Here is a 14,190-nt window from a genome sequence, read left to right as displayed (position 1 = left end):
ATGAGCCCGGCGCTGTCCCTTCCCCTGGTGTTGGTGGTCGACGACGAGGTGCGCTCGCAGGACGCGATGCGCCGCACGCTGGACGAGGACTTCACCGTGCTGACGGCCAGCGGCGCCGACGAGGCCCGGGCGCACCTTGAGCGCCAGGATGTCAGTGCCATCCTGTGCGACCAGCGCATGCCCGGCCTGACCGGCGTGGCCTTCCTGAAGGAGGTGCGTGAGCGCTGGCCCGATACTGTGCGGATCATCATCTCGGGCTACACCGACTCCGAGGACATCATTGCCGGCATCAATGACGCCGGCATCTACCAGTACATCCTCAAGCCCTGGATACCCGAGCACCTGCTGGAAACGGTGCGCAATGCTGCCGAGGCGCGGACACTGCAGCGCGACATGCACCGGATGGACCTGGAGCTGCGCACGAGCACCCCCGTGCTTCGCCAGCGCGCGGAGCGCAAACTGGAGCGCGCCCGGGCCACCTTTGACTTTGATCGCATCGAGCGGCTACCTGGCAGCCCTATGGATGGCGTCTGCGCGCTGGCCGAGCGCATGGCGCGGGTGGACTTGAGCGTGCTTGTCCAGGGTGAGTCCGGCACAGGCAAGGAGCTGCTTGCGCGCGCCATGCATTACGCCAGCCCGCGTGCGGCCGGTGCCTTCGTTGTGGAGAACTGCGCCGCGCTGACCGATACGTTGCTCGAGTCCGAACTCTTCGGACACAAGCGTGGTGCGTTCACTGGCGCTTTCGAGGACCACATCGGTTTGTTCCAACGCGCTGATGGCGGCACCATCTTCCTCGACGAACTTGGAGAGACTTCGCCGGCCTTCCAGCTTCGCCTGCTGCGGGTGCTGCAGGAAGGCGAGGTGAGACCGGTCGGCGCCACGCGCGTGGTGCCGGTGGATGTGCGCGTGATCGCCGCCACGCATCGCGACCTGGAGCAACGCGTGCGCGACGGACACTTTCGCGAAGACCTCTACTTCCGTATCGCCTGCGTCACGCTGACGGTGCCACCTTTGCGCGAGCGCAGCGGCGACATCGGCGTCATCGCTCGGCGGTTGCTCGCCGATGTCGCACCGGCACTCGGCCGCCCTCATGCAAATTTGGGCGACGAAGGCCTGGCCGCACTGCTGGCCTACCCTTGGCCTGGCAATGTCCGCGAACTTCGCAACGAGATCTCTCGTGCCGTCGCGTTGAGCGACGGTGACGAGATTGGCGCCGCTGCCTTCTCGTCGCGCGTTCTGCAGGGCCAGGCAGGGCGGAGCGCGCAGGTCCAGTCCGCAGCTTTGCCTTTGAGCGGTACGCTGGTTGAACGGCTGGACGCCGTGGAGGCCATGCTGCTGCGCGAGACCCTGCTGCGCCACCGCTGGAACAAGACGCGGGCGGCGCTGGAGCTGGGCCTTTCTCGTGTGGGCCTGCGCGGCAAGATGAAGCGCTTCGGCCTGGAGGATTGAGCATGCCTGTTCGACAACCTTTCAACGTGCTGTGGCTGCAGTCCGGCGGCTGTGGCGGATGCAGCATGTCGCTGCTGTGCGCCGACACGACCGACTTTCACGGACAACTGCGTGACGCGGGCATCGACTTGCTGTGGCACCCGTCCCTGTCGCTGGAGACCGGCGGCAGCGTCGTCAAGCTGTTGAACGATGTGCTGGACGGTCATGTGCGCCTGGACGCGCTTTGCGTCGAGGGGGCGCTGCTGCGCGGCCCCAACGGTACGGGACGTTTCCATGTACTGGCGGGTACCGGTCTGCCCATGATTCACTGGGTGCAGCGGCTGGCCGAGCAGGCCGGCGTTGTCGCCGCCATCGGCAGCTGCGCGGCCTGGGGCGGCATCACGGCTGGCGGCACCAATCCGACGGATGCTTGTGGCCTGCAATATGAAGACGACCGCATCGGCGGCCTGCTGGGCGCGGGCTTTCGCTCAAAGCAGGGACTGCCGGTCGTCAACGTAGCCGGCTGCCCGACGCACCCGGGCTGGGTCATGGACACGTTGATGGCCATGGCCGCGGGCGAGCTGCAGGCCGACGCGCTGGACGCGCTGGGCCGACCGCGCCTGTATGCCGACCAGCTCGTGCATCATGGCTGCACGCGCAACGAGTTCTACGAGTTCAAGGCCAGCGCCGAGAAACCCTCGGACCTCGGCTGCATGATGGAACACATGGGCTGCAAGGGCACCCAGGTGCATGCCGACTGCAATACTCGGCTGTGGAACGGCGAGGGCTCCTGCACGCGCGGCGGTTATGCCTGCATTGCCTGCACCGAACCTGGCTTCCAGGAGCCCGGGCATTCCTTTCACGAGACACCCAAGATCGCGGGTATCCCCATTGGCTTGCCCACTGACATGCCCAAGGCCTGGTTCGTCGCGCTGGCGTCGCTGTCCAAGTCGGCCACACCCAAGCGCGTGAAGCTCAACGCCACCGCCGATCACCGCGTCGTCACGCCCGCCATTCGCAAGACGAGGCTGAAGTGAAGCGATGAAGCGCCTGCTCGTCGGCCCCTTCAACCGCGTCGAAGGTGACCTGGAGGTCACCCTGGACGTCGCCGATGGCCGCGTGCGCGCAGCCCGCGTGAACGCACCGATGTACCGCGGCTTCGAGCAGATCCTGCAGGGCAAGGCGCCGCACGATGCGCTGGTGTTCGTGCCTCGCATCTGCGGCATCTGCTCGGTATCGCAGTCTGTGGCGGCGGCGCATGCGCTGGCGGACCTGGCCGGCGTGGTGATGCCTGCGAACGGGCGCCACGTTACCAACACCATCCTGGCCGTCGAGAACCTGGCGGATCACCTGACGCACTTCTATCTCTTCTTCATGCCCGACTTTGCCCGCGCTGCCTACGCCGGCCGGCCTTGGCATTCTGACGCGGTGGAGCGATTCCTGCCCGACCGCGGCGAGCAGACGCGCAAGGCCATTGCCGCGCGCCAGCGCTGGTTCGAGCTGCTGGGCACGCTGGCCGGCAAGTGGCCGCACACGCAAAGCCTGGAGCCGGGCGGCTCGTCGCGCGCCGTCGAGCCCGCCGAGCGCACGCGACTGCTGGCTCGCGTGCGGGAGTTCCGTGGCTTCCTGGAGCGCGAACTGTTCGGTGGCACGCCGCTGGAAGCATTTGATGCGTTGCCGGATGAAGACGCGCTCTGGGCCTGGCACGCGCTGCATCCGAGGCGCGGCGACTTCCGCGTATTCCTCAGTGCCATGCTCGACCCGGCGCTTGCTGCGCTGGGTCCCGGCCCGGGGCGCTATCTGAGCTTTGGTGCCTACCCCCAGCCAGAGGGCGGCCACTTCTTCGCGGCGGGCGAGTGGGATGCCGCAGGCGCCTGCCTGCGGCCGCTGGATACGGCCGTCATCACCGAGGACGCGACGCACGCCTGGCTGCAAGATGTCGGCGGCCCTCGTCACCCGCGTGACGGCCTGACCGAGCCCGAGGCCGACAAGCCCGGCGCCTATACCTGGAACAAGGCACCGCGCCTGGCCGGACGGGTGGTGGAGACTGGCGCCATCGCCCGCCAGCTTGCTGCCGGCCACTCGCTGGTACACGACGCCGTGTGCCGCCACGGCGGCACGGTTTTCACGCGCGTGCTGGCGCGCGCGCTGGAGCTGGCGCGCGTCGTGCCCCAGATCGAAGCCTGGCTGCGGGCGCTGCAGCCCCAGCAGCCCTACTGCCAGCCTGCGACGCTGCCGAAGGACGGCGAGGGCATGGGCCTGAACGAGGCCGCGCGCGGCGCGCTGGGGCACTGGGTGGAGGTACGCGGCGGGCGCATCACCAATTACCAGATCGTGGCGCCGACGAGCTGGAACTTCTCACCCCGCGACACGGCTGGCACGCCCGGTGCGCTGGAGCAGGCCCTCGTCGACGCCCCGGTGCAAGACGGCGAAGATACGCCAGTGGCTGTGCAGCACATCGTGCGTTCGTTCGACCCCTGCATGGTCTGCACAGTGCACTAAGGCCATGCCACCCCGCCGCCGCGTCGATACCCAGCCACCACCTGTGCCGCCCCACGGAATGGACGACGCTGCCTGGGTGGACGTCATCCAGAAGATGGACGAGGTTTACTCCCAGCTCGTCACGGACGAGATCGAGCTGGAGAAGAAGAACGCCGAGCTTGAGCAGTCGCAGCAGTTCATCTTCAGCGTGCTGTCGGCGATGTCGGACGTGCTGGTGGTCTGCGACGCCCAAGGCTTGATCGAGGAGACCAACACTGCGTTGTGCGAACTTGTGGGCCGCACGGATCAGCAGCTTCGCGGCACTTCGCTCTATGACCTGTTGGCCGACGACACCAGTGTGGCTGCCGCCCGCGGCGTGATGGCCAACCGCAGCCCGACGCGACGGGGCGAGTCCATCGAGCTGAAACTGCGCGGCACAGACGGCGAAAGCGTGCCGGTGGACGCCAACTGCACGCCTCGGTTCTCGGTCACGCGGCGCCGCGTGGGCACGGTGTTCGTGGCTCGCCCTACGGCTGAGATCCGCCGCGCGTACCAGGAACTGCGCGCTGCCCACGAGGCTCTCAAGCGTACCCAGCAGCAGTTGCTGCACTCAGAGAAGATGGCGTCGCTGGGCCGCCTCGTGGCGGGCGTGGCGCACGAATTGAACAACCCAATCAGCTTTGTGCTGGGCAACGTGCACGCGCTCGGTCGCTACAGCGAGCGGCTGCGCGAGTACCTGCACGCGGTTCACGAGGGCCAGACGCCGGCCCAGCTGCAGGCGCTGCGCATCAAGCTGCGGGTGCCGCACATCCTGGACGATTTACCCTCGCTTTTGGAAGGTACTTTGGAGGGCGCGCAGCGCACGGCCGACATCGTCAACGGGCTGAAGCGGTTCTCGGTGGTCGACGCCGAGACGCGGCAGGAAGTCGATCTCAACCAGGTGGTGGACCGCTCGGTGCTGTGGATCAGCAAGGGCGCTCCGGCGCACCTGAAGTTGTGTTGGCAGCCCGGTATGCCGCGACTGGTCAAGGGGAACGCCGGGCAGCTTCAGCAAGTCGTCATGAACCTGCTGCAGAACGCGCTTGATGCCACAGCTGAGCGCTCGACCCAGGATCCGGAAGTGCGGATCAGCATCGAAGAGTCGGCTACGCACTTTCATCTGCGCGTCGAGGACAACGGTCCCGGCATATCTTCGGGCGATTTGTCCCGGGTCTTTGAACCCTTCTTCACGACGAAGCCCGTTGGGAAAGGCACTGGTCTCGGCTTGTCGATCAGCTACGGCATCGTCGAGCAGCACGCGGGAGTACTCCGAGCGAATAACCTTGCCGAGGGCGGTGCCCAGTTTGAGGTAGTGCTTCAGAAGCTCAACAAGTCGAGTCGCATCTCATAGCGAACTACAGCTGACTTCGGCCGGGTTGAACCGCCCCGGGACGGGGTCCAACTACCGTGCCTGTCGGTGTTGGCGGCTCCTTGGCATCGAATCAATGCAGGCGACGTGCGTCTTCAGTCAGCGCGTCAGCCGCATGATGCAATCATCGGGTTTTCCCGATCTTTCTGCCGCAGACTGAGCGGCGAAAGAAGGGCCCTGCGTCAAAGGGCGATTGAAGTGTTGTCCTGTCGGTCTGGACCTTTCTCCTGGGAGGTTCTCGCCGCTCATGATGACCATTGCTCGCCTGGTACTTTGACCGATGGTTTCGACCACTCAGGAAGCAAGCCGTTTGTGTCGTACGACGGGAAAGGGTGACTTTCCGAAGATCGGCCGGGTCGGGCATTTCTGTCGCACTTTCCCCCGAATCGTCAAAGACATTCATGTCGCCGGACTGTAGGGACCAGAGCACCAAATGTGGCATGTGTAATTTTACATAACGAACATTGTCACGGAACAGTTGCGGCTGTCAGGATGGCAGACGCGACGCCGCACGGGTATTTGCGCCTAAGACGGCGTTAGGAGTTGGCATGACGGGTGGCCTTGCCGGACGAACTGGCCCAGACGATCGCGTTGAAGCGCGACGGGCTACCTCGCCGAAGTCCAATACCGCTTCAATCGTCGCTTCGACCTCCCGGCAATCCTCGCGAGCCTCGTGCAGGCCTCAACCTTCGTGATCGAGCCGGCGAAGATTCGATCGACCAGGTCTGCGCTTCCTGGTGATTGAGGACACGAGGGTTTCGCGATGGTCTTGCGGGGACCTTTCGCAAAAGACGGGTTTTGGCCGCATGGTTGCGCCATCTGTCACTGACGGGCGGCGATGGCGCACAAGTACAGACCGAGCGCCATCCTGCTTGACATGAATCCGCCGGACCGCGCTATCGCTGATCTTGGTGTGGGCGCGCCCTAATGGGTGTCGACCTCACCGCACAGCGGCGCGCCGCGCTGTGCGGTCGGATCTGCTGAACCAAGCCAAAGTGCCTGCCGCTTAAAATGAACTAACGGCAATTATTTTTCTAAAGCAGTAGTCCGCTCATTTACAACCACCGAGTCCCGCTGTTAGTTCATTTATGGAGTGCCATGTCGATGCCTGTTTCTCCGGTACCGCTTTTCGATGGCCAGCCCCCGGAGTCCGAAACGGATGCCGCGTGGACACACTGGACGGCTTACGTCCAAAGCCGTGGCCTGCTTTCCAAACCCGCCTCGCTGGCGGTCTACACCCACATGTGGCAATCCTTTGCCACATGGCTGCAAGCGCAACGCATTGGCCTGCCCGACCTGAATGTTGCGCAACTGTCGCGATTCCTGGACGAGCGCAGCCGTGAATCCGAGCTCAGCCCGAGGCATGCCTGGCGGCTGGTCAGGCTGATCGACCGGGTGATCCAGTTCGAGGCGATGCGGCTTGCATATCCTCCCAGCAATGCTTGCGCAGAATTGCTGGCGCGCCGCCCAGACATTCAATATGCCAATGCCAGCCAGCAGGACGGACTGCCGGAGGCGCTGAGCGCCCACGAGGCCGCCACCTTGCTGCGCTGGCTGTCACCCGGCGAGCCCGCGACCGACGCCCGTTCTTCCGCGGCCTGGAAAGAAGTTCGCATCCGGGCAGCGATCGGCCTGCAGCTCGGCGCCGGCCTCACGCCGGGCGAAATCCGGGCACTGGAACTGCGCCATGTGCAGCGTGCTGCCGCAGGTTTGGCGGTGCCGCAACGGCCTGCTGCGCTGACCTTGCCCGCCCACGGCAATTCACCGGCGCACACCGTGCAGTTGAACGGCTGGCCGGCCAGGCTGCTGGACGAATGGCTCACGCTGCGCGGCGAGCTGGAGTTTCCCGGAAGCATGGTTTTTCCGTCGACGCGCTCAGCCGGTGCTGCATGGGGCAAGGTGGCGCACTACGAGGCGGTTCGCAAGGCACTGGCGGCCGCGGGCCTTGGCCAGACCGATGGTGGCTCCTACCGTTTGCGCCATACCTACGCCTTGCGGCAATTGCGCCGGGGCGTCACGCCAGCCGAGCTGTCAAGGCGACTCGGCGTAACGGACCCCGATGTGATGGACCGCTACCAGCGCCTGCTGGCCAAACGTGAGGAAAGCCAGGTGGAGGAATTCGAAAACTCTTACAATGCCCGCCTCGACGCATGGTGAAGCGGAGGCACGACCCGCAGCACCATCCGGCGCGCTGGTCATCCAGGCATCGCGCTGACGCCGCCCCGTGTTCACGGCCGGTCTGATTCGAAGAACCGCCGAATCGACCCCAGTGGCCCCCGACGACGTGCAGCAACGTGGCCCGCTGCCCTCACCTGCAGCCGCCCGTCACCGACCGGCCCTCAGCCGTTTCCGGTCACCCAGCCTGTTTGCCCCCGCTGGCGCCGTCGGGGCCGCGCGTTCAGCTCGCCGCTTTTGCCGGTGTGCAGGCCGCAAATGGTCTTTCGCGTTGCGCTGCAAGGCGCCATGCGTTTCCTGCCCTCGCGGCTCGTGCGCCGAAGCTGTTGCCGTTGTCCTTGAGTCGAGGCTTGGCCAGCACACCTTTTGTCATCAGGAGTCCCTTTGGCCAAAGAAGAACTGATCGAGATGCGTGGCGTCGTCAATGAAGTGCTGCCCGACTCACGTTTCCGCGTGACGCTGGAAAACGGCCACCAGCTGGTGGCCTACACCGCGGGCAAGGTCAAGAAGAACCACATTCGCATCCTCGCGGGTGATGCCGTCTCGCTTGAACTTTCGCCTTATGACCTGAACAAGGGGCGCATCACTTTCCGGCACATCGAGCGCACGGGTTCCCCCATGGGCGGCAACTCGCAGCGTCGCCGCTGAGCCATCTGCCCGCCGCCGTTGTGGGCCTGATCGGGGCCAGAGCGAAACAGCCGTCGCTGAGCAGGGTGCTGGCCGGTCCTGTGGCCTGCTTCGTCGTAGACAGCCGCGGCTCATGCCCTTCGCGCGACGTTTCGTCGCCTGCCCGTCGCGAGCTGCGCCGCCGCTCCCTAGAGTCCAGCCTGTCCAACGCCCCGATGTGCGCGTTGACCACTGGAACCGGAGCCCTGCCATGCCGCTTGCCCAACCCCCGCTTTTCCTGTCCCGACTGACCGGCCTCGGCCTGGCGCTCGGCATCACGACCGCCATCCTCTGGTCACTGGGATCGGAAGCCAGCCATCGGCAAGAGGAACTGTCATCGGCCCAGTCCCAGCACAACACGCAGGTGGCCCAGAGTTGCCGCCTGCAGCCTTCGCGCGGCCTGCGCAGCTGAACCGGGAGCCGACATGCCCTTGCTGATCGCCTTCCTGCTGTGGTGCCTGTTGTGGCTGCTGTGCTGGCCGGTCGCGCTGGCCCTGCTGCTGCTTGCCCCCCTGCTGTGGCTGTTGAGCCTGCCGTTCCGGTTGCTGGGTGTGATCGTCGGCGCCATGTTTGCGCTGCTGCGCGCCCTGCTCTACCTGCCGGCGCGACTGCTGGGCCACAAGCCTTGACCCTGCCCGCGCCACCGGGAAAACACGCCGGCTCCAGAGGTTGACTTGCGCTTCGGGCCGCAGGCTGCTTGTGCTACCGTGGCAACACACCCCTTGAGCGACGCTTGGCCTGAGAAAGGCCGGCGCGCGGCACGGGCATGCTTCAAATGCCACTGTGACCGAGCTGTCTATCGCCATCGCAGCCATTGCCGGCGCCTTGCTCGGCATCTTGCTGACGCTGGTCGTGCTGTGGGCATGGCGAGGCCGGCGCCGGCATGCCATGCGGGACCGCCACGGCGCACGCCGCCGCCAGCAAATCGCCCAGTTGCGCGAAACCGCCCTGGTTGCAGCCATCGCCCAGGGCTCTTCCGATCTGATCTTCGCCAAGGACCTGAACGGCCGGTACCTGCTGTTCAATCCGGGCGCCGGGCGCAGCTTTGCACGCAAGCCGGAAGACGTGATCGGTCGCAACGACCTCGAACTCTACGGCCCGGAGCGCGCAGCCGAACTGGCCGTGCAGGACGCGCAAGTGCTGCAGGAACGGCGCGCCATCGAATTTGAACGCGACTGGCCGGACAACCGCTTCTTCAGCGTCATCAAGGGCCCGCTGCATGATGACCAAGGCCGGTTGATCGGCTTGTTCGGCGTGCTGCGCGACCTGACCGAAAAGCGCCAGTTGCAGCACCTCGCTGAACAGGAGGCCGAACTGCGTCGCGCACTGCTGGAGCAGACGCAAGACGGAGTGGTCGTGTTGACGCCCGAAGGCGGTGTGTTCCAGGCCAATGAAAGCTTTGCGCGCATGCTCGGGCGCTCGCTGGACGATGTGGCCAAACTGCACCTGTGGGACTGGGACGTGGACTGGACACACGAAAGAGCCCTGGCCTCACTGGGTGACTGGTTGCCATCACAAGCGCTGATCGAGAGCCGCTGGCGGCGTGCGGATGGTCAGCTGCTGGACGTCGAGATCAGTGCCAGCCCGACCCACACCGGCTCGCACTCGCTGGTGCTCTGCACGTGCCGCGACATCACCGAACGCAAGCGCCTGGCCCAGGCGCTGGACCAGCAGCGCCACGACCTGGAGCAATTGGTCACCGAACGCGGCGTGGCGCTGGAACATGCGGTGCACGCCCGGCTGGAAAGCAACCAGTTCCTGCAGACCATGACCGACAACATGCCCGGTGCCGTCAGTTACTGGGATCGCGAGTCGCGCTGCCGCTTCGCGAACAAGGCTTATGCCCAGTGGATGCAGAGCACGCCGGCACAGCTGATAGGCCGGCATGCCGACGACTTGCTTGGCGAGCAGATCGCCGGTGAAACCGACCCCTGCCTGCAAGCCGCGCTGCAGGGCGAGGCGCGCCAGATCGAACGCGCGCTGGTGGGTGTCGACGGCCAGATCATGCAGACCTGGACCACCTTCACGCCGGACGTGCACGACGGTGAGGTCCACGGCGTGTTCGTCGCCTTCCATGACGTGACCCGGCTCAAGCGCACCGAGCGGCAGCTGCAGCAGCTCAATCGCGAACTGCAGCAGGCACGCGACCGCGCCGAAGCCGCGAGCCAGGCCAAGAGCGCCTTCCTGGCCAACATGAGCCACGAGATCCGCACGCCGATGAACGCCATCATCGGCATGACCTACCTGATGCGCCAGGGCCAGCGAGACCCGGACCTGCTGCTGCGGCTGGACCAGGTCAACCATGCCGCCCAGCACCTGCTGGCCGTCATCAGCGACATCCTGGACCTGTCCAAGATCGAAGCCGGCAAGCTGGTGCTGGAGGAAACCGACTTCTCGCTCAGCGCGATGCTGGAGCGCACCGCCACATTGGTCGCTGAACACGTGCGCGCCAAGGGCATCAGGCTGAAGCTGGAAGTCGAAGGCCTGCCAGACGGCTTGCGCGGCGACCCGACGCGGCTTTCGCAGGCCGTGCTGAACCTGCTCAACAACGCCAGCAAATTCACCGAGCGCGGCAGCATCACGCTGCGCTGCAGCAGCCTGCCGCTGCCACCCGGCATCGCCAGCCTGGCAGCGAACAGCCGGCAGCCGCCGCTGATGGCCTGCTTCGAGGTCTGCGACACCGGCATCGGCATTGCGCAAGACAAGCTGGCCAACCTGTTCCAGGCCTTTGAACAAGCCGACGCCTCGACCACCCGCCGCTACGGCGGCACCGGCCTGGGGCTGGCCATCACCCGCCGGCTGGCCGAACTGATGGGCGGCGAGGCAGGTGTGGACAGCGAACTCGGCGTGGGCAGCCGTTTCTGGTTCACCGCACAACTGCAGGCCGGCATGCCCAAGGCCGGTGGCCGACAGGAGCTGGCCCGCGAAATCCTCGCCGAAGATCCGGCGCAGTCAGCAGAAGTGGCTGCCGCCACCGAGGCGCTACTCAGCAGCCTGCAAGACCAGCCGGCCACAGCCGCGGCGCCGGTCGACACAGCGCAGGACACGCCGGACAAGCAACTGCGCCAGCGCTTCAGTGGCACGCGCGTGCTGCTGGCCGAAGACAACCCGGTCAACCGGCTGGTGGCAACCGAGTTGCTGAGCGCCGCCGGCCTTGTCGTCGACAGCGCCTGCGACGGTGTCGAGGCGGTGCAGCGGGCCGCCGAACAGGACTATGCGCTGGTGCTGATGGACGTGCAAATGCCCAGGCTGGACGGGCTGGAGGCGACCCGCCAGATCCGCCAGCTCCCGGGCCGCACACACTGGCCCATTGTGGCGATGACAGCCGGCGCCTTTGCCGAAGACCGCGCCGCCTGCCTGGCCGCCGGCATGGACGATCATGTCGCCAAGCCGGTGCAGGCGCAGCTGCTTTACGAGACGCTGCTGCGCTGGCTGGGCCTGGCTGCCGTGGCCTGAACAGCCGGCCAGCCAGTCAGTTCGCCGGCTTGGTGCCCGCCATGCCGAACTGCCACAGCAGGAAGCTGTAGATGTCGGCCTGCTTGCTGTAACCCTGCGCCGCCGTGCTGCCAACGCCGTGCCCGGCCTGGCCGTCCAGGCGCAGCAGGATGGGCTTGCCACTGGTGCTCGCGGCCTGCAGGCGCGCGGCGGCCTTGGCGCTGTGCCACACGTCCACGCGCGGGTCGTTCAAGCCATGGATGAACATCACTGCCGGGTAGGCCGTGCCGTCCTTCACCTGGTGGTAGGTGCTCATCTCCAGCAGGGCCGGGAACTCGGCCGGATTCTTCGCGGAGCCAAACTCGGAAATGTTGGTCACACCGTTGGCCGATTCCTCGGCCCGCACCGCGTCCATGACGCCCACGTCGAAGATCGCAGCCGCGAACAGGTCGGGCGCACTGGTCACCGCACGGCCGACGAAGATGCCCCCGGCGCTGGTGCCCCAGATGCCAAGCGCCTTGTTCGACGTGTAGCCCTGGTTGATCAGGTAGCGAGCCGCGGCCACACCGTCCTTCCAGGTGTTCGGCTTGGTGGCCTTGAAGCCGGCGCGGTACCAAGGGTCACCAAAGGCGCCGCTGCCGCGCACGTTGACCATCGCCAGCACGCCGCCGCGCTCGAACCACGCATAGGCGCGCGGGTCGTACCCGGCCTCGAACGAAAAACCGTAAGCGCCGTAGCCGACCAGCAGCGTCGGATTGCTGCCGTTCAGCATCAGGCCCTTGCGATGCAGGATGGCCAGCGGCACCTTCACGCCGTCATGGCTGGGCACCATCACTTCGGACACCACCAGCTCGGGCACGCCGGCCGGTTTCTGCGACTCGCGCAGGCCCGTGTTGCGCACCTTGCCGTGGCCATCGGCCAGCAGGATGGTCGCAGGCTCGGTCCAGCTGCTGGTGGTCAGCAACATGTCGCTGTACGCATGCGCAGGGTCGCCGCCCAGGAAGGTCGAGCCGGCCAGGCCGAGGGCCAGGTCGGTGGTCTTGCCACCCGCGTGGCGCAGCGTGCGCAAGGTGAAGCCTTGGCGCTCTTCGGTGTAGATCGCGTCGCGGCCCAGCGCAAAAGACTCCAGCACGCCGGTGGCCGGCTCAGCGACCACCGTGTGGGCATTCGCCAGTACCGGCTTGGCCAGTTCCAGTGCCAGCACGCGGCCCCGCGGCGCGCCCTCGTAAGTGCGCAGAAACAGTTGCTTGCCGCGCAGCTGCACGTCAGTGATCTTGTCGTCGAAACCGGAGACCTGTTGCCACGGTACGCGCTTGCCGTTCAGCGAGGCCACCGGCGCAACGAAAACCTTGCCCTCGGGCACCGTGGTGTCGGTCGTGCGCGCCACCATGTAGGGGCTGCCGGGGCTGAAGAAGACCGAGGCCACGTCCAGCCGGTCCAGCTTCAGGTCGGTGTTGACCAGCGGGCCGAACAGCGGCCTCGCGGCGCTCACCGGGTCGCCCACCTTCAGCAGGAACACCGTGCTGTCCATGTAGGCCTCGGCCTCCGGGGCGCCGGCTGGCAGTTCGCGAATCTGGTTGTAGGTCAGCGCCTTGCTGTCCGGCAACCAGTGCACGGCGGCCTCGTGCACCCGCGGCACCGGCTCGCCCACCGGCTTGCCGCTGCGCAAGTCCATCACGCAGAGCGAAGCATCTTCAGAGCCACCGGCCGAAATGCCGTAGGCCAGGTAGCGGCCGTCCCAGGAGGGCACGAAATAGTTGATCGCATGCGGCACGCCGCCGGCCGCCTTGGTCAGCGCTTCCGGGTCCACCAGCACCTGCTCGGCACCGCCCAACCCCTTGCGCAGCACCAGCTTCAACTGGTTCTCACCGGCCTTGCGCTTGAGGTAGTAGTAGCGCTCGCCCGGCATGCGGGCAACGCCGCGCACCAGGTCCCCGGTGGCCTTGGCCAGCGTCTCGATGCGCTGCTGGATCTCGTCGCGCACGGGGATCGCCGCCAGTTGCTCGGCAGCGTAGGCGCCTTGCGCCTTCAGCCAGGCCTGCGTCTCCGGCAACTTCAGGTTTTCGAGGTTGCGATATGGGTCCGCCACAGCCACGCCGTGCAGCGTCTCGGTGACCGGTTGGCTGGGGGCGGCAGGCGGGGTGGCCGCTACCGCTGCCAGGTCCAGGGAAAACAGGCAGGCGGCCAGGATCAGCTGGCGCCGCCGTGAAACATGAATCGACATGCACCGGCTCCATGGCGCGGATGCGCCAAAACAAAGCGGCGATGTTACGACCGGGCTTCAGCGCCTCCGCTTGGGTCCGTGCGGAATCCCTGCCCCTAGAACCGGAACGCGGCCTGTGCTACTGCCCGAGGCAGCAAGAAAGGCTGGCGTCGCGCCAGCCTCGCCATCTCAGTGGATGACGGCGATCTGCTCGCGGGCCTCGCCCTTGTAGGTGTACAGCGTCAGGGCGCCGTTCTTGATGTCGCCCTTCTCGTCGAAGGCGATGGTGCCGGTCACACCCTTGTAGCCGCTGGTCTTGGCCAGCACCGGCAGGTACTTGGCCGGTTCTGCCGAGCCGGCCTTGACCATCGCGTCGACCATCACCATCGTCGCG

Annotated in this window: 10 protein-coding genes and 1 pseudogene; 9 read left to right on the top strand and 2 right to left on the bottom strand. The window is 66.3% G+C overall.

The genetic code is table 11. The annotated features are described in order from the left end of the window. The 9 genes from ACAH41_RS09600 (at window position 1) to ACAH41_RS09560 (ending at window position 11,614) form a co-directional block, all read left to right on the top strand. The gene (locus ACAH41_RS09600; RefSeq protein ID WP_325652645.1) at window positions 1–1,449 is read left to right on the top strand and encodes a sigma-54 dependent transcriptional regulator; all 1,449 of its coding nucleotides are present in this window, start codon (window positions 1–3) and stop codon (window positions 1,447–1,449) included. Between the two features lie 2 nt (window positions 1,450–1,451). Beyond that, on the top strand, window positions 1,452–2,465 hold the full coding sequence (locus ACAH41_RS09595; protein WP_325652643.1) for a HupU protein: 1,014 nt from the start codon (window positions 1,452–1,454) through the stop codon (window positions 2,463–2,465). Window positions 2,466–2,469: 4 nt separating this feature from the next. Beyond that, window positions 2,470–3,930 (top strand): nickel-dependent hydrogenase large subunit, encoded by a 1,461-nt coding sequence (locus ACAH41_RS09590; RefSeq protein ID WP_325652641.1) that lies wholly within the window; start codon window positions 2,470–2,472, stop codon window positions 3,928–3,930. 58 nt (window positions 3,931–3,988) lie between these two features. After that, window positions 3,989–5,299: an ATP-binding protein gene (locus ACAH41_RS09585; protein ID WP_325652639.1), complete on the top strand. Its 1,311-nt coding sequence runs from the start codon at window positions 3,989–3,991 to the stop codon at window positions 5,297–5,299. A gap of 1,116 nt (window positions 5,300–6,415) precedes the next feature. Further along, the gene (locus ACAH41_RS09580) at window positions 6,416–7,474 is read left to right on the top strand and encodes a site-specific integrase (protein WP_325652638.1); all 1,059 of its coding nucleotides are present in this window, start codon (window positions 6,416–6,418) and stop codon (window positions 7,472–7,474) included. A 402-nt stretch (window positions 7,475–7,876) separates the two neighbouring features. Continuing rightward, window positions 7,877–8,140, top strand: a complete 264-nt coding sequence (gene infA, locus ACAH41_RS09575) for a translation initiation factor IF-1 (RefSeq protein ID WP_325652637.1) — start codon at window positions 7,877–7,879, stop codon at window positions 8,138–8,140. Window positions 8,141–8,369: 229 nt separating this feature from the next. Beyond that, window positions 8,370–8,570 (top strand): hypothetical protein, encoded by a 201-nt coding sequence (locus tag ACAH41_RS09570; RefSeq protein ID WP_325652636.1) that lies wholly within the window; start codon window positions 8,370–8,372, stop codon window positions 8,568–8,570. A gap of 13 nt (window positions 8,571–8,583) precedes the next feature. Further along, window positions 8,584–8,787 (top strand): hypothetical protein, encoded by a 204-nt coding sequence (locus tag ACAH41_RS09565; RefSeq protein WP_325652635.1) that lies wholly within the window; start codon window positions 8,584–8,586, stop codon window positions 8,785–8,787. Window positions 8,788–8,941: 154 nt separating this feature from the next. After that, entirely contained in the window at window positions 8,942–11,614 is a 2,673-nt protein-coding gene (locus ACAH41_RS09560; protein WP_325652634.1) for a PAS domain-containing protein, read from the top strand. Between the two features lie 16 nt (window positions 11,615–11,630). On the opposite strand, the gene ACAH41_RS09555 is transcribed toward ACAH41_RS09560, so the two are convergent. Beyond that, window positions 11,631–13,817 (bottom strand): prolyl oligopeptidase family serine peptidase, encoded by a 2,187-nt coding sequence (locus ACAH41_RS09555; protein ID WP_325652633.1) that lies wholly within the window; start codon window positions 13,815–13,817, stop codon window positions 11,631–11,633. 168 nt (window positions 13,818–13,985) lie between these two features. Further along, window positions 13,986–14,190 (bottom strand): annotated as a pseudogene (locus ACAH41_RS09550) (branched-chain amino acid ABC transporter substrate-binding protein); the annotation flags it as partial.

It is taken from the genome of Ideonella sp. (assembly GCF_041287625.1).
GTDB lineage: Bacteria > Pseudomonadota > Gammaproteobacteria > Burkholderiales > Burkholderiaceae_C > Ideonella.
Note: the sequence above shows the minus strand (reverse complement) of the source record. Positions and strands in the feature narration are given on the sequence as shown.